Annotated in this window: 18 protein-coding genes; 15 read left to right on the forward strand and 3 right to left on the reverse strand. The window is 41.4% G+C overall.

Annotated elements, in window-relative coordinates; genetic code table 11:
• Positions 1 to 62 precede the first annotated feature (62 nt).
• The 5 genes from CUU64_RS14555 (at position 63) to acmB (ending at position 5059) form a co-directional block, all read left to right on the forward strand.
• Positions 63 to 1676 carry a class I adenylate-forming enzyme family protein gene (locus CUU64_RS14555; RefSeq protein WP_180954612.1) on the forward strand — a complete coding sequence of 538 codons (1614 nt, stop codon included), beginning with the start codon at positions 63 to 65 and terminating at the stop codon, positions 1674 to 1676.
• Positions 1677 to 1692: 16 nt separating this feature from the next.
• Complete coding sequence (locus CUU64_RS22955) at positions 1693 to 1839, forward strand: hypothetical protein (RefSeq protein ID WP_308302383.1); 147 nt, start codon at positions 1693 to 1695, stop codon at positions 1837 to 1839.
• A gap of 37 nt (positions 1840 to 1876) precedes the next feature.
• Positions 1877 to 2710: a phosphotriesterase family protein gene (locus CUU64_RS14560; protein ID WP_308302384.1), complete on the forward strand. Its 834-nt coding sequence runs from the start codon at positions 1877 to 1879 to the stop codon at positions 2708 to 2710.
• 155 nt (positions 2711 to 2865) lie between these two features.
• Positions 2866 to 3654, forward strand: a complete 789-nt coding sequence (locus tag CUU64_RS14565) for a 3-hydroxyacyl-CoA dehydrogenase NAD-binding domain-containing protein (RefSeq protein WP_101634322.1) — start codon at positions 2866 to 2868, stop codon at positions 3652 to 3654.
• A gap of 184 nt (positions 3655 to 3838) precedes the next feature.
• Entirely contained in the window at positions 3839 to 5059 is a 1221-nt protein-coding gene (gene acmB, locus CUU64_RS14570; protein WP_101634333.1) for a methyl acetate hydrolase AcmB, read from the forward strand.
• A 284-nt stretch (positions 5060 to 5343) separates the two neighbouring features.
• Here the strand turns inward: acmB and CUU64_RS14575 are convergent, their stop codons facing one another.
• Positions 5344 to 5622 (reverse strand): HU family DNA-binding protein, encoded by a 279-nt coding sequence (locus CUU64_RS14575; protein WP_101634323.1) that lies wholly within the window; start codon positions 5620 to 5622, stop codon positions 5344 to 5346.
• Positions 5623 to 6238: 616 nt separating this feature from the next.
• On the opposite strand from CUU64_RS14575, the gene CUU64_RS14580 reads away from it, so the two are divergent.
• The 9 genes from CUU64_RS14580 (at position 6239) to CUU64_RS14610 (ending at position 13702) form a co-directional block, all read left to right on the forward strand.
• Positions 6239 to 7261 (forward strand): zinc-dependent alcohol dehydrogenase, encoded by a 1023-nt coding sequence (locus CUU64_RS14580; RefSeq protein ID WP_101634324.1) that lies wholly within the window; start codon positions 6239 to 6241, stop codon positions 7259 to 7261.
• Between the two features lie 290 nt (positions 7262 to 7551).
• Complete coding sequence (locus CUU64_RS14585) at positions 7552 to 8847, forward strand: MFS transporter (RefSeq protein ID WP_101634325.1); 1296 nt, start codon at positions 7552 to 7554, stop codon at positions 8845 to 8847.
• 575 nt (positions 8848 to 9422) lie between these two features.
• Positions 9423 to 9575 carry a hypothetical protein gene (locus tag CUU64_RS22655; RefSeq protein WP_257985536.1) on the forward strand — a complete coding sequence of 51 codons (153 nt, stop codon included), beginning with the start codon at positions 9423 to 9425 and terminating at the stop codon, positions 9573 to 9575.
• A gap of 30 nt (positions 9576 to 9605) precedes the next feature.
• On the forward strand, positions 9606 to 9875 hold the full coding sequence (locus tag CUU64_RS22660) for an AMP-binding protein (protein WP_257985537.1): 270 nt from the start codon (positions 9606 to 9608) through the stop codon (positions 9873 to 9875).
• Between the two features lie 107 nt (positions 9876 to 9982).
• On the forward strand, positions 9983 to 10633 hold the full coding sequence (locus CUU64_RS22665; protein ID WP_257985538.1) for an AMP-binding protein: 651 nt from the start codon (positions 9983 to 9985) through the stop codon (positions 10631 to 10633).
• Between the two features lie 37 nt (positions 10634 to 10670).
• Entirely contained in the window at positions 10671 to 11117 is a 447-nt protein-coding gene (locus CUU64_RS14595) for a hypothetical protein (RefSeq protein ID WP_101634326.1), read from the forward strand.
• Positions 11086 to 11874 carry a hypothetical protein gene (locus CUU64_RS14600; RefSeq protein ID WP_257985539.1) on the forward strand — a complete coding sequence of 263 codons (789 nt, stop codon included), beginning with the start codon at positions 11086 to 11088 and terminating at the stop codon, positions 11872 to 11874. Before CUU64_RS14595 ends, CUU64_RS14600 begins: the two co-directional genes overlap by 32 nt.
• Before the next feature lie 18 nt (positions 11875 to 11892).
• Positions 11893 to 12603 carry a polyhydroxyalkanoate biosynthesis repressor PhaR gene (locus CUU64_RS14605; protein ID WP_101634327.1) on the forward strand — a complete coding sequence of 237 codons (711 nt, stop codon included), beginning with the start codon at positions 11893 to 11895 and terminating at the stop codon, positions 12601 to 12603.
• A 22-nt stretch (positions 12604 to 12625) separates the two neighbouring features.
• Positions 12626 to 13702 carry an alpha/beta fold hydrolase gene (locus CUU64_RS14610; RefSeq protein WP_101634328.1) on the forward strand — a complete coding sequence of 359 codons (1077 nt, stop codon included), beginning with the start codon at positions 12626 to 12628 and terminating at the stop codon, positions 13700 to 13702.
• Between the two features lie 116 nt (positions 13703 to 13818).
• Here CUU64_RS14610 and CUU64_RS14615 read toward each other — a convergent pair whose 3' ends face one another.
• Entirely contained in the window at positions 13819 to 14625 is an 807-nt protein-coding gene (locus tag CUU64_RS14615) for an alpha/beta fold hydrolase (RefSeq protein WP_101634329.1), read from the reverse strand.
• Positions 14626 to 15156: 531 nt separating this feature from the next.
• Between CUU64_RS14615 and CUU64_RS14620 the strand changes: the two genes are divergently transcribed.
• On the forward strand, positions 15157 to 15777 hold the full coding sequence (locus CUU64_RS14620) for a hypothetical protein (protein WP_180954613.1): 621 nt from the start codon (positions 15157 to 15159) through the stop codon (positions 15775 to 15777).
• Positions 15778 to 16037: 260 nt separating this feature from the next.
• Here CUU64_RS14620 and CUU64_RS14625 read toward each other — a convergent pair whose 3' ends face one another.
• The gene (locus CUU64_RS14625; RefSeq protein WP_101634331.1) at positions 16038 to 16355 is read right to left on the reverse strand and encodes a hypothetical protein; all 318 of its coding nucleotides are present in this window, start codon (positions 16353 to 16355) and stop codon (positions 16038 to 16040) included.
• Between the last annotated feature and the right edge of the window lie 415 nt (positions 16356 to 16770).

Genomic DNA, 16770 nt, shown 5'->3' on the forward strand with positions numbered 1-16770 from the left:
TTTTATCCAAAACCGATCGAAGGAAAGATGTTTCGTTTCGCGAACAAATGGGGGTGAAGATCATGGCCGATTATTGGGGTCAAACTCATAAGCTTGTCTCCGAAAGCGATGTACAGGGCATTAAAATAAAGGTTTACAACACAAGGCCGCGTAATTTAAATGAAACGCTCGCGGAAGCTGTAAGGCGTTTTCCGGATAAGGTTGCCCTTGTTCATGAAGACCAACAGATTACCTACAAAGCGCTCAAGGCGAAGGTAAATCAAATCGCCTGGCAGTTAAAAAATACGTATGGAATTAAAAAAGGTGATCGAGTAGCTTTTCTACTAATGAATGGCATTCCATTTGTTGCGGGAGTATACGCAGCCCTACAGATCGGAGCGGTCGCGGTCCCGCTAAATACAAAGCTGAAAGCAACTGAATTAGAGTACATGCTCACCAATTCGGGAGCGAAAATTCTGATTGCAAACAAGGAATGGTGGCCGAATGTTGAGCCGGTCAGGAACGCCATACCTACAGAAAAGATTTTTATTACGGACGAACAGACACCGGATAGGACCCTTCCTTTTTCACGCCTGATACAGGGACATCCTGGGGAAATAGAAGAGGAGCAACTAGACGAACACGACAGTGCGTTCATCATGTATACCTCGGGCACTACCGGAAAACCAAAAGGGGCTTTAATAACCCACTTCAACATGATCCACACAGCCATGAATTATGAGCATTGCTACAACCTGTCATCTGACGATTCAACTGTCATTGCGGTCCCTGTTTTTCATATTACGGGACTGGCGGCACAGCTTATCACTTTTATATATTTGGGTGGGAAGATTGTTCTGATGCCAATGTTCAACCCAAAAAAATTCCTCGAGATTCTGCAAAACGAACATATCACTCACGTTATTGCCTCACCGACCGTTTATGTCATGACACTAATGGAACCAGATCTGCAAGATTACAAGATAGAAAGCTTTCGTGTAGGAGGCTTTGGTGGCGCTCCAATGCCAGGGGAAACATTAGTCGGTTTAAAGAAATGGATTCCGAACATCGAACTCCATAACACATACGGTTTAACGGAAACAACCTCACCTGCTGTTATCATGCCAACTGAACATCAAATGCAAAAAATTAGTTCTGTAGGGGTGCCTACACCAGTTACGGAAGTCAAAATCGTCAATCCTGATACCAATGAAGAAGTTATGCTGGGAGAAGTCGGAGAGTTGGTTTTTAAAGGACCGATGGTTATTCGGGAATATTGGAACAATGAAGAAGCTACCAGCAAGGCCATTAAGGATGGCTGGTTTTCTACTGGCGATCTCGCCATGATGGATGAAGATGGCTTCATTACGATCATGGACCGAATTAAAGATATGATCAACCGCGGCGGGGAAAAAATCTATTCCGTGGAAGTGGAAGATATTTTATATGCCAATCAAAAAATTATGGACGCAGCGATTGTTGGCGTGCCGGACGATAAGTATGGCGAAGCAGTTAAAGCTTGCGTAGTCCCACGTGCTGGTGAGGAACTTACGGAAAAAGACGTCCAGGATTGGGTGAAAGAGCGACTAGCGAAGTATAAGGTTCCCAAATACGTTGAAATCATGGAGGTTTTACCACGAAATCCAAATGGAAAAGTGATCAAAACACAATTGCGTTATATTCCTAAATTTATTTAAAAGGGGAAATTATAATATGAGCAAATTAGTCAATACAGTGTTAGGTCCAGTATCCGCAGACGAATTGGGAAAAACGTTAATGCATGAACACTTCTTTTTCCAGGTTATTATGCCAACCCGATCTATGCTGTTGACCGAAATGAGGTCGTTCGAGTTGGTGTAGAGGTGCGGAAAAAGTTAAATCGCACGGGGTAAGTACCGTGGTCGACGTGACTCCCAACGATACGGGAAGGGACCCTGAAATCTTAAGGGAAATTTCAGAACGGACCGGTATTCATATCATTTGTGCAACAGGCTATTATTATGAAGGAGAAGGGGTTCCGGCCTATTTTAAATTCAAGCAGGCTCTGGGGGCGGCGGAAGATGAAATTTATGAGCTGTATATGTCGGAAATTACAAATGGAATGGCGAAGACCGGCATAAAACCTGGTGTAATAAAGCTTGGTACAAGTAAAGACCGGATCACCAATTACGAGGAAATATTTTTCCGAGTTGCGGCAAGGGTCCAAAAAGAAACGGGGATCTCCATTGTCACACATACCCAGGAAGGGACAATGGGGCCTGGGCAGGCTGCCCTTTTAACCTCTGAGGGGGCTGATCCTAAGCGGATCCTAATCGGGCATATGGATGGAAATACCGATATTAGTTATCAGCTGGAGACACTAAAGCACGGGGTTTTTGTCGGATTTGACCGATTTGGAATCCAGGGCTTTGTCGGTGCGCCGATGGACTCGCAAAGAATCGCAGTATTATTGGGGTTAATTGCTGCAGGATACTCAGAGCAATTGATGATGTCCCATGATACCGTAAATGTTTGGCTTGGAAAACCACCGGTATGGCCGGAGGAAATGAAAGAATTGATTAGATATTGGCAGCCAGGCCATATCTTTGAAAATATCATTCCTAGATTGAAAGAGGGCGGAGTAACAGAACAGCAGCTAAAAACGATCTTCGTAAAAAATCCCAATGCGATATTTGGCGGAAGTGAGTATGAAGCAAGGTCAAACAAGTTGACGGATCCCATTGCACGGTAACCAGAGGAACACACATTTGAAAAGTGCGGGAAAGTGGGTTTCGCTTTTCCTGCCCACTTTATATACGGATGGAAACATAAAACGGGCAGAAGCTCGTATTAAAACTTTAACTTGTGAGGAAGAACCCAAGATGATAAAAACGATTGCAGTAATAGGTGCCGGTACCATGGGATGCGGGAGTCGTATTGCAGGATGTGCACGAAGGAATCATTGAAAGAGGCTTACAGGAAATTTCAAATAATATTCAGCGAGGTGTACATAAAAATAAGATCAGTCAACAGGAAGCCGATCAGATTTTTGAATGTATTGAAGGAACCATTGATTTCATGGAAGTTTCTCAGGCTGATGTTGTCATTGAAGCGATCACTGAAAAAATGGAGGCTAAAAAAGAATTATTTAAAGAACTGGATACAGTTTGTAAACCAGCCGCCATTTTTGCTTCGAATACCTCGGGTTTAAGCATTACCGAGATGGCATCTGCTACAAAACGTCCTGAGCAAGTAATCGGCACTCATTTTTTCTATCCTGTGCCACGAATGGAACTCGTTGAATTGGTCAGGGGGCACAAAACGAGCGACCAATGTTATGAAACCACGAAACAATTCATCGAGACTTTAAGAAAAAAAGAGATATCAGTTAAAGAAACTCCCCTTTTTGTGGTAAATCGAATCCTGATCCCGATGGTAAATGAAGCAATCTTTGTATTAGCAGAGGGAACAGCCAGTGCTGAGGAAATTGACGTTGCCTTAAAATTAGGAGCCCATCATCCCATTGGGCCACTGGCACTCGCAGATGTCATCGGACTGGACACATTATTGCATGTGATTGAGACTTTATTCACGGAAACGGGGGATCCGAAATACCGTCCTTCTCCACTTCTGAAAAAAATGGTCCGGGCAGGTACGCTCGGTCGCAAAACTGGCGTTGGATTTTTTACCTACTAGTGCAGGGAAAGGGGACCACCGCGTGAAATGGTAAAGGACGGAGGAAAGGGAAACAACACATGAAATACAATCTGCTCCTGTCGTAGATTACTTTTTGTCAGTGAGGAAGTCTGACATACTTATGGAATTTTTAAAATATATATGTAAACGGTTTCGAGATAAGTGTAAAGGGGAGATGGATAAGATGACGAGGGAAAAGATTAAAAGTGCTCTGAAAAATACGTTAGACCAAGTTTTGGCTAATTCTGTAAGTAGGGCTGGGGGCGCGCCTGGTGTAGTTGCAATGATAACTGACCGTGAGGGTAACATTTACGAAGGAGCAGCAGGGGTACGAGAGCTCGGCAAAAATACCCCAATGACTACTGACACAGTGTGTGCTCTTTTCTCAACCACTAAGGCCATCACCGGTGCAGCATTGATGCAATTGGTCCAGGAAGGAAAGGTGGGCCTTGATGATCCGGTCAAAAAATATGTACCAGAAATTGCCGAGATTATGGTTTTAGAGGGATTTGATGCAGAAGGGCAGCCTAAGCTAAGACCACCAAAGACAGACATTACCATAAAGATGCTCATGCTCCACACTGCCGGCTTTGGTTATGATTTCTTCAGTGAGGAAGATCGTAAATATCGCGAGGTAAAGGAAGTTCCTTCTATACTTAGCAGTACTTTTGATTCGATTAAGAATGTGCTGCTATTTGAACCGGGTGAACGCTGGAACTATGGGGCTAATATCGACTGGGTTGGAAAGGTTGTGGAAGCCGTACGCGGTAAGCGGCTAGGCGAAGTTATGGCCGAGTATATCTTTGCTCCTTTGGGCATGACCGATATCGGATTTACGCTTACGCCGTCCATGATGGAACGCCGAGCAACCATGCACAGCCGAGAGAAGGACGGAAAAATCACACCTGTACCTGATTTCATGCTGCCACAATCGCCTGAAATGGATATGGGAGGACACGGTCTGTATGCTAGCGTCGGCGAGTACATGAAGTTTATCCGTATGATACTAAATGACGGTGAAGGCGTTCTCGACCCACAAACGGTTGAACAAATGTCTAAGAATGGGCTCGATTCTTTGAAGAGCGGAGGATGGCTCACGTGCAATCCATCGTTATCCAATGATGGTGAGTTCTTCCCTGGTGTATTAAAGTCTTGGTCATATACATTCCAGGTAAATGACGAACCCATCCCTACAGGTCGGCCAGCTGGACAATTGATGTGGGCGGGGTTGGCCAATCTGTTCTACTGGATCGATCGGGAGAACGGCATTGGCGGATTCGTAGCTACCCAAATCCTTCCATTCCAAGACGTGGCTTCTTACCTAACATTCATTGAGTTGGAGTCAGCAGTATACAGTACGTTGAATAGAGTAAAATCGGATTCGCTTCAGAAAGTAGAAATTTAATAGATCCGTTTATCCCCGATGTAACGTCCTAAAACTATCAACTGGATTGCTTTTTGATGAGAGTGGGGAAACTTTTGCGAAACCTTGTCATTGCAGAAATCAGGAATAGCTGAAGTGTGAGCCTTGTATGGATCTGGCAGATATAATATGGAATTCGCTTATAGACGTGGATTTCGCTGATATATCTTTTGAGCAGGTTCTTTCAGTAAAATCATGCTGATCTATAAAAAAACAAAACGGTGGGTTAGCAAAAAACTAACCCACCGTGGTGCTGTTTTACACAATTAATTGTTTTTTATTGCGTCTTTCAATGCTTTACCAGCACTAAAAGCAGGTACTTTTGATGAGTCAATATACATTTCCTCACCCGTTTGCGGATTCCTTCCAATACGTGCAGCTCTCTCGCGCACTTCAAAGTTTCCAAAGCCAAGTATTTGAACTTTATCTCCATTTTTTAATGCATTCGTAATAGATGAGAAAAATGCTTCAACTACTTTACTTGCATCTTTTTTAGAAAGCTCGCTTTTTTGTGCTACTGCATTTACTAGTTCTGTCTTATTCACTATGTATGTACCTCTCTTGTTGAAAAATAACAATCTAAGATTGCCACTACTAGTTTTAACACATAATATGAGTATTGCGCAAAGAAAGTGATTAATCTTATTAAGAAAAAGAGTTCCAATGAAACAAATTCAGTAAGAAAGTCCTAAGCATATGCACAATTTGTTACCTCGTTAATCCTCATAGGGCCAAAACCCGAGTAAAGGAACCGCCATTCTCATTTAAGTGAGTATATTTCCTCCAACATTTCAACTAAACAAATCCTAAACTTCACTGATATCAAAACCTCTGTTAAAATAGAAAACTTCTAACGATTAGGATACATTGTAATTTCTTTGTTCTGGACAAATAAAATAGAATCTGGACAGATTACCAGCGATTTTGGACAAATAAATGAGGTGTATATTTGCGTAAATTACATTCTATCTATTTTCTCTCCATTAATTCACCAAAACCGTTTATATTGCTTCTATCTTACAGAAAAGTGTGAATTTTTTAAAAAGGTATATTGTTTATAGTGGAATAATGTTATAGAATGTTTAAATTGATGTGTCGGCAATAGTGCTTTTTTCCATTTGATAGAAATTAAAATGTATTGAGTGTTGGAGGCAAGAAAAGATGTTGGGATTAATTTTAAAACAACCAGGTCAGTTAGAACTACAAGAGCTTCAATCTTTATCCACTCTTAAAGATGATGAGGTGAAAATTAAAGTAATATACGGCGGGATTTGCGGGTCGGATATTGCGGTCTTTAAAGGGAAATTGAAGCATGCGTCCTATCCAGTCACACCCGGCCATGAGTTGGTAGGTACGATTATGGGAGCAGGACAAGATGTCGAATATACAATCGGCACGAAGGTCGTGGTTCTTCCTAATTCCTATTGTGGGACTTGCGATATGTGCGTAAAAGGGAAAACAAATATATGCCGCCATAAGGAATCATTGGGTGTCAATGCGGACGGAGGATTTTCTCAGGAGTTTGTGATTTCGTCACGTTTTGTATTGCCTATTCCTGAAGGAGTACCTGATGAGAGAGCGGTGTTAATTGAACCATTTGCCGTAATCATTCATGCCTTTCAAAAGGTTGAAATGACAAAAGATACCTCAGTTGCAATTATCGGCTGTGGCACTGAAGGAATGCTGGCCGTTTCATTGGCCGCTTATTTAGGAGCCCAGGTAACAGCGATTGATATCAACCAGGATAAATTAGAAAACGCAAGAAGCTTCGGCAAGATTCGAACCGCTATGCCCGATGAGATTAAAGATGAAACCTTTGATGTCGTTATAGAGGCGGCGGGGGTCCAACAGTCTGTCGAGCAAGCGATCCAAATTGCCGCTCCTGGTGGCTCAGTAGTTTTGATTGGTCTAACACCGGAAGCCAATGTTCCTGTAGTGCGAGTGGTGAGAAATGAATTGAATATATATGGATCTATCATTTATAATTTCCCATCTGACTATACGAAGGCGCTGGAATATTTAATGCGCGATGATTTTCATGTGAACCCAATCATTTCCGAGATTATTCCTTTTAAAGAGTATGAACGAGCATATGAGGCAGCTGCTACAGGAAAGTTTGGAAAAATTATCTTGGACTTTAAAGAGGGTAATGGGAATCGAGCTCATTGCTCATCGATTCGTTAAGTATCTGCGTGTCTTTGTGCCCTTACATATATCGCGATTTACCCATTTTACAAACCAATATATTCAAAACAGTAAAACCCATAGTCAATATGAAGGAAACTACCCGGGAAACATCGAGTGAAATGTCTTCTATTCGGGAGATTCGTCTATTTAATCAAGGCACAAACAGATTATAGCTGGATAGGAGATTTGTGTTAGTTTTTATAAAAATATGTACTAAGATTTCCTGTCAAATATATGGAAGTGATTTCAATCTCAAGATGGAGCATCACAGAGGATGGAGGATAAGTATGAAAAAGCATCGTTGGTCAATAGCCTTCTTAATTGCGGTTGGAGTAATCGTAAACTACTTTGATCGAACAAATATGTCAATCGCGATTCCTATGTTAAAAGAGGAATTTGATTTAACGCCAGGTCAGATGGGAATTTTTCTATCTGCCTTTGCATGGTCGTATGCTTTATTGCAAATTCCTGTCGGGCCATTGCTTGATAAAATAGGTGTGAAATGGGTCACACGAGTTGCTACAATAATATGGGCGTTAGCCTGCCTTTTAACAGCAGTGGCAAATGGGTGGGGATTAATTATCTTATCCAGGATTTTATTAGGTGTCGGTGAAGCGCCATATTTCCCGGCTGCCGCCAAGGCTATCAGCCATTGGTTTCCGCAAAATGAACGTGGAAAAGCAATTGCTAGTTATGATGCTCAATCCAAGCTTTCCAATGCTATCGGGGCTCCGCTGCTCGCCTTAATCGTTACCGAATGGGGCTGGCGAGCTGGATTTTTCGCCACTGCCATTATCAGCATCATATATGCCGTTATATTTTTCATTTGGTATCGTGAGCCACACGAAGATGAACGTTTAACAAAAGAAGAGTATCAATACATTATTGATGGCGGTTCACAAAGTGGAGAGGAACAGTCAGGAACAGCCATGCAAAATATCCGTTATCTATTGACTAAACGAAAGGTATGGGCAGTATTTATTGGTTTTGCCGCCTATGGATATTCTTGGTTTTTATTCTTGACTTGGCTTCCAGGATACCTTGCCACAGAAATGGGAATGTCGATATTAAAATCTGGTTGGTATGCAGCCATACCATGGGTTGTAGGGACCATTACAGAAATTGTCTTTGGAGGTTGGCTTGTAGATCGTCTAGTCAACAAAGGCTATAATTCAACCCGTGTAAGGAAAACCACCCTTGTAATTGGTATGCTTTTCGGTTTAGCAATCATTGGTGCAGCGTTCACACATAACCCAAATATAGCAGTGTTATGGATTTCTATAGCCCTGGGTGGTCTTGTAGTTACTTCTGCAGTTGCTTATAGCATTCCTACCTTTATTGCTCCAAAGGGAAGCGTAGGAACCTTAACAGGACTTTTAACCTTTGGAAACAATTCCATGGCCATCGTCGCTCCAATTGCCACAGGATTTATCGTTCAAGCGACAGGATCCTTTATGTATGCATTCCTTGTTGCAGCAGCTTTTCTGGTTGTCGGAATTCTAAGTTATGTATTCCTGCTTACCGATCTGGAACCAATTGAACCTGCTTCCTTTCAGGACAATGGATTTAATAGAGTAAGCTAGTATCGCGGGTTTGGTCAATCAGAAAAAATTTTATACGCAGTGGATGTGTAAAATCCACTGCTTTTTCTTGTTTGTTGATAGCCTTGGCTATTATGAATGCTTTTTACTGACTATTAACTAGTTAACAGATATATATTGGAATCTATTAATTGGTCATCAGCTTTATCCATTAAATAGTACGCGCCTTCCCGCAAAAAGCCTTAAAAAGTAATCTCCATAAACTGTGAGCCTTTCCAAATATATTCTTTGAAAATAAGAAAACGCTTCCAATTTACCCGAATGCTTAAAAAGTTGTCGAGTTAGTTGTGAAAAGTTTGTGAACATAAAGAATTTTTTCGACAATTTTCTGTTGTTTTTTCTGCTTTTAATGGATAAATTTGGTTATGTTACCCCTCGTTAAGCTCATTAAAAGTCTGAAAACATAGAAAGTAGTAAAAAAATGTCGAAAAGGATATGGTTTACAAAAAGTTTTTTTAAAACAATAATCTAAATATTGGCACTACATTGTTTTGTGACATCATGATAGTGTATTCAAAAAAATGAAATAAAGGAAGGCATTGGGGAGGAAAAGAAAGATGGTCTACCAGCAAAAAACATGGTTAAAATTTTATGATCCAATAATAAGTGAACATGTTTCTGTAGATTACGATTCTCTTTTCGATTTGTTAAGCAAGGCAGCCAGTGACCATAACGAAAAACCAGCCATGACTTTTTTTGGAAGGACATGAAGCTTTAATCAAACAAAGTCTATTGCGAAAATGCTCGCTGCATCCCTGTTTGCAAGCGGATTTCAAAAGGGTGATAGGCTTTCCATTATGCTGCCGAATAGCCCCCATTATATTTTTACGTTATTTGCGGGATTCCGTTTAGGTGGGATCAATGTTCAGGTGAATCCTATGTATGTTGAAAGGGAGATTGAACATGTCCTGAACGATTCCGGTTCAAAATACATTGTAGTATTGGATACCTTTTATCCAAGAGTGAAGCAGGTACAGTCACGGACATCTCTAGAAACAGTTATTGTTTAAGCTTTGGCAGTAGCAAAATCGATCTCGAGCCGGGTGACCATCACTTTGATGAATTCCTCGCCTCAAACGGGAGTCTGCCAGAAGTTGCGATTGACCTTGATGAAGACGTGGCCAAGCTGCAATACACGGGCGGGACGACAGGTGCTTCAAAGGGGGTTATGCTTACTTACAAGAACCTTCTTTCCAATGTGATTCAGGTTTGTGATTTTACTTATAGGACGTGCGAGAATCGGCCAGACGATTTCAAAATCATGAGTGTCCTTCCGATGTTCCATGTTTATGGTCTCAGCTGCAACGCGCTTTCCGGAATTAGAGAAGGGGCCAATCAGCTGGTATTGCCGAGATTTGATGTAAAAGAAATGATGGACATTGTCAAACGGGAAAAACCGTTCCAAATGTCAGCCGTCCCAACGATGTATTTCGCATTGAACAGCCAGGAAGGATTGGGAGAATGCGGCTTCGAAGACATTTATTATTTAAGCAGCGGCGGGGCACCACTGCCAATTGAACTAGCCAGGGTTTTTGAAGAGAAAACAGGGTGTAAGCTATACGACGGTTATGGGCTTTCAGAAATGTTACCATCAGCCATTTTCACTCCCCCATTTCTGCCCCCGAAGGAAGGAAGCATAGGGATTCCGGTTCCTGGAACCGAAGCAAGAATCGTGAAAGTAACAGGAGACCATGTTGAAGACGTACCTGTTGGGGAAGAAGGAGAGCTGATTGTTATCTTGGTAAATAAGAATTTAAAAGGTTATTAGTCTAAGAGTCTGGCGAAGCAACAGCATGGAGGGTTTTATGTGTCCTTTTGACGGTGATTCAGCAAAAGTCTATAAAAAAATGGAAGAGGATTTGAATCGGAAAATCCGCTGCATGACTAACTCAATGACTTTTGTGAAGATGGCCGGAGAAGCAATGGATACCCATTTGAACCACGTAGTTGCCATAAGAAATCAATCACAGAAATGGCTCGACAGAAACAACCTTGCCTCAAGGAATGACATGGCGGACATGGCCAAACGAATCATTCGGCATGAGGATCGGCTGGATCTCCTGGATGATGAGTTATATGACATTTTGACTGAAGTGAAGAGCCATCGAATCCAGTTAAGAAGGCTAACTGATGAATTATCGGAAATAGCAGAGGAACTGGAATGTAAAGAAAAACATCTCAGAAAGAAAAGAAACTATACAAGAAGCGGAGGAGAAAAGCATGGAAGAAAAGGAAAAAAGAGAAGTAAATGAAGCAAAAGAACAAGAGCTCAAAGTAAAAGTGAATAGTGAGCTTGAAGCAAAGGTGGAGCAAGCGGTAAACGAGGTGCTTGAGGCAAAAGCCGGTGAAGCATCTGTAAAAAAGCTTGAGGCCGTGACGGGAGCAACTATAAAAAAGAATATAGAAGAGTCTGAAGAAGCTGTGCTTCCTGTGGAGGTTGGAGAAGTGGAAGAGCAGCTGTCCAGCCTTGATTTACTTTGGAAGAATGCATGTAACGAGCTGGACAAGTGGGCCGAGCGTTCTGAAAATCGGGATGAGGATTTTCTACAAAGAGTTAAGCGAATTTCCGAAAGCGTAAAACGTAACATGGAAAACATCAATGAAGTTAACGAGCAATTCCAAAAAGAACTGGCGGCATGGGAGAAAACAGCCCGGGAAGAATTTTTGATGTCTACAACCTCCTTTCAACGCTTTTTCCCTGTGAAGTCTTATGAAGAAATGAATCAACTCTTCAATGACATCCAAAAGCGGACAATTGCCATTATGGATACGCCACGCCGCACACTTACAGGGCAGGTGAGCTTCGAAAAGTACGTTGACATGATCGAGCACTACGTCACGCTACGGAAAAAAGCTAGAATCGAATATATCCGTACCGTCAAACAGTCAGCCAAGCTTATCTATGAGAATCAAAAATTATTTGTAAACCTGTTTACAAAACCTTTCAAAACCGCCTTTTTACCATTCAATAAATATCTGGAAAAAATTGAAGAACCAGTCAAATCTTAATCTTCGGGGGGATAAAGAATGTCAAACGATAAAAAGTACGATCCATACAAAGGGTTCAGGCAGCTAAGCGAAATGTGGGAACAACAAATGAACGGCGTTCTTTCCACGTTCACAGATACCAACGAATTTGTCAAAGCTTCCAAGATCGGGATGGATTCACATTCCCGTTATATGGAGCTGTTTAGAAAGAATCAAGAACTGATTGCAAGCTACATGAATCTTCCCACAAAAAAAGATATCGCTAATGTGGCACAGCTTTCCATCCAGGCTGAAGACAAAATAGATCTACTCGAGGAGCAAATCTGGGAAATGAAGGACGAGTTCATTTCTATAAACAAAGAAAATATGGAATTCTTCGAGGAAATTGTAAAAGTTACCAAGCAATTGAAAACGGAACTATCAAAAACAGCAAAAGAACTCGCTGAAACAAAGAAAATGAACGCTAGCCTTCAAAAGCTGAGCGAGGGGCTTGCTGATACAAAAAACATGAAAGCTGAGTTACAAGCATTGAGGGAGGAACTTGCGCACACGAATAGTGTCCAGGCGGAGCTGCAAGAATTGAAGCTAGAGCTCATGGAATCAAATGATATTAAGGCAGAGCTACAGGATTTAAAACAAGAGCTTGTCCAATTTGCTGAGATTAAGAATCAATTGGCACAGCTTAAAAATATGGATGTAAAAGAAAAAGAAGAAGAAGCGGCGCTGGTTGGAGTGGGCGCAGGTAAATAAACGGTAAAGGTAAGGGTGACATATGGCTAGTACTGAGACAACATTAAAAAACCTTGTTCCAGTCGTTGATATGGAAAAAGAAACGAATAGGTGGAAACAAGTCTATAAAATCGTCAATGATCCAAAGCCTGACATCGAGCATGCCCCAAGGCAGATGGTGTGGCGTAAAAATAAATCCGTTCTTTGGCATTATCCTGCGAAAGAAAAAAAGTATGACATCCCGTTATTTTTTGTCTACTCGCTCCTTAATAAGCCATATATTTTAGATATCGGGCCTGGAAACAGCGTGATTGGCGGCCTTGCAGAACTTGGCTATGATGTTTATTTGCTGGATTGGGGTTCCCCAGCTTACGAGGACAAAGGTATCAGTATTGAAACCTATATCCTCGATTACTTGGAAAGGGCAGTCAAACGGGCATTACGGCATTCTAGGGCAGAGGAAATATCGTTGATAGGGTATTGCCTGGGCGGTACGATATCAGCCATTTTCACTTCCATTACGAATCTGCCGATAAAAAATTTAGTTCTTGCTACGGTTCCAATTGATTACAGCGTTGGAATCATTCCTGAAAAGTGGCTGGAAGCATTAAATAATGGGACACTCAGTGTTGACCGATTGGCTGATGTTTATGGGGTTATCCCTCCTGAATTTACATATTCCATGTTCAGGGGACTCTCACCCATCTATGTAAGCCCTTATGTAAACCTGGTTAGCCGGGCACATGATGATCGGTATGTTGATAAATGGCGGCGGATGGATAAGTGGACGAGGGATACGGGATCATTTGCAGGTGCAGCATTTAAGCAGATGTTCAATGATTTATATAGAGATAATAAGCTAATGAAGGGAGAATTGGTGATTGGCGGAAAGAAGGTCGATTTAAAGAACATCACCTGCCCTCTGTTTGTCGTCTCATCTTCCAATGATAATCTTGTCATGGAGGCACAAAGCCTTCCGATCATGGACCTTGTAGGAAGCGAGGATAAAACCTATAATCTGATCGAAGCAGGCCATGTATCGCTGGCACTGACGGGAAAGTTTGCAGTTGTTGCAGACCAATGGCTTTCAAGCCGTTCAAATAAAGGTTTGCAAGCATAAAAGGAATGGACGAAAATGATTCATTAAGCGGGAAGAATTGTGTTACTTCCCGCTTTGTTTTTCAATAAACCATTGGTGTAATAAAAAAGCTGCATGCAATTCTTATACATTGATTGTCAGGCAGAAGCATTAAAACGTTTTCGTCGGGTACTGGCTTTTTGCTTGCGGAGAAAATTTCTTATCAGCCGGTTAAATCTGTCCTTAGCTTCATATTTAGGCATATGCCCCGTATTTCTCATGATAATGAATTCTGAATCGGGCATGAGTTTATGCATCCACAGCTGAAGCGATACTGGCAGGACCGAGTCATACTGGCCGCCAATAATGAGCGTCGGTATTTGAACGTTGGGCAAGAGGGACAAGTTATTTACATGAAGGCATGCGTTCATGGATGCTAAAAAAGCATCACGGTTCGGTTGGTAAAAATTGCTGAAATCCCGTATGTTTTCTTCCTTCCAGGAATACAGGCTCAATTTAGCAGCTTCTTCATATCGGGGCTCTACTGTTAGACTTTCAATTTTCGATTCCCTGGACTTCAAGAACATTTTGGCAAGTTTCTTTGGGAAATAATGAAACGTATTGATTAACAGTAGCGATCGGCACTTGTCAGGAGCCTGCCGGTACATTTCTTGTGCAACTGCGCCTCCCATGGAAAAGCCTAGTATGTGAGCGCTGTCAAGCGACAATTCTTTCAATAAGCCAATGAGATCTGAAGCAAAGCTTTGTATGGAGATTCCTTCTGTCTTTGCATATTCTCCATGGCCGCGCAAGTCGGGAATGATCAGTTCAAATTCATCCGATAATTCAAATTGATGAACCCAGCCTTCTTTGAATTCGCCAAGGCCATGGATCAACAATAAAGGTTCGCCGCTGCCAAAGTGAAAATAGGGCATTCCTGATTCAGTTCGTCTCGTTTTTGTCATAAAAAACCCACCTTGAAATTTTTGTTCTAAATCCACCCCATTATTTTTCTATTAAGATATTTCCAATTTAGGAAATGTGTAAACGTTAATTGCAACCTTTTCCTGTGTATTTTATGCCAAGTTGACAAAATATTACCTATAGATGTAAAATACACATATGAGTTAAATTAGTTGGATTAATAAAGGTCGGCATTTGACTCGGTGAATCCTTCATAAGAAGTTGCGCTTGCTTAGGTGAGAACCAAATTATGTTTAACAGGCTGGAGTCAATTGGTCTCCAAGGTTGAGTAGAGCAATGTCTATCGACTGGCAAATCAGTTGGAGAAGGGCAGATGACAGGAAGAGGTCGGCAAAGAAGAGGACTGGAACTACATACGAAAGAGGCTTTGCTAATCATCTTGAAGGTTACCAGTCTATGTTTGACCAAAGTTTTACTATGTAGTAAATCATTTTTATTGAACTCTATTTTTCTTCTTTTTTAAAAGAAGGATGTCATAGGGAAAGAAAGCAATGAAAAGAGGAGGAACGACAATGGTGCAGAAAAAGAGTGAAGCTGTTACTGAGGAAGAAGTTGTTGCAACTGAGGAGCCTACATCGACTGGTGTATTTGTAGATTCAGTTTGGAATCGGTATGAACAATCAATAGAACGGGGAAGACAAATCCGTGAACGTAGTGAAGATGCCTATATCAATGCGTTAAAGGAAGTAGTCCAGTTCAATAAGCAATACAGGAAATCATTCGTAAGCATATTCGAGCAGTCAAGAAGGACAAACAGAAAAATGGTTAAAGGTTTGTTGGGTAATTACTCCCGAAGAAGAGAAACCGAGGCTAATACACCTGAATCAAGTGAGCGTACTGAACTCAATGGCCAGCTGAGAGATGTTTCCAAAAAGGTGGAAAACCTGGCTCTAACTCCTCTCAAATCCACATTAAACATGCTCGACCAGTTCGAGGACAGCATTCAAAAGAGTGTAGAATCGAACGTGGCATATGTGCGTAACCGCCGCCGTGAATGGCACAAGGTAACGGATGGTTATGTACAACTGGTCCGGAACAATCATCGTAAGGCTGTCGTACGCAGTGTGGAAGGACTTAAAGGAATTGTAAAAAATGGCGGGGAAACCCCCAACAAGATGGCGAAAGCGAAATAACTTGACTGGTCGATATATAAGATTAAGCATTTGCTTATAAAGGTTTACCATTTATACACCCAATTCAAAAAGAGACGCTTTCAAAACTTGTGCCAAATCGGTTAGAAGAAATATCTTAATAGAATGAGTGACTTAAATCAAAAAGTACATTTAATGGTAACGAAAAAACAGACCTTCAAATGAATAAGGTCTGTTTTTATCGTGTACGGACAGACTGCCTATAAGATAAAGAACTTATACGGACCATCTCACTAAATATATTAGATTTGCTTCTTTAGTGTAGCTACATACGTAGGGGGTTTGTTCAATACATCACTACATACTGGACTGTATAAGCGTTTAATAACGATATCTACGATCTTCATACCGATCCCGGTCGCGGTCTCTTCGATCGTGATACCGATCTCGATCACGTTCTCTTCGATGGTGATGTCGATCACGATCATAGTCCCTACGATCGTGATACCGGTCCCGGTCATATTCCCTACGGTCGTAATAGCGTTCATTATCATAATCTCTACGGTCGTAATACCTTTCTCGATTATATTCCCTGCGGTCGTAATAGCGTTCCCGGTCACGTTCTCTATCGTATACCATAAAAAACACCCCCCTTAAGTTTTTATAGAATATTATATACGGCGTTTCAAAAAAAGGATGGACAAGTATCGGTAGTTAATGGCACATTTTTTTGTGAAAAATATAATTAATCCATAAAGATTAATAGGAAAAGCCTAATAGCTAGGGGACTGACCCCGGTGCTAACTAATAGGCTTTTTTTTATACTTTCCCACAGGAGGAAGCATAATCTATACAAGCTATCAAAGTGACAGCCCATTTTTAAAAGAAAAAGCCTAACAATGTACTGCACCCCAAAAGTTAGAGTGAAATCTAACTTTTGGGGTGTTTTTTAATGGCTAAATATAGTGAACAATTTAAGTTAATGGTAGTTAAGGAGTATCAGAAAGGGGGAATGGGATATGACCTCTTGGCGAA

Origin of the sequence: Bacillus sp. V5-8f (assembly GCF_002863565.1) — a bacterium.
Classification (GTDB): domain Bacteria; phylum Bacillota; class Bacilli; order Bacillales; family DSM-1321; genus Peribacillus.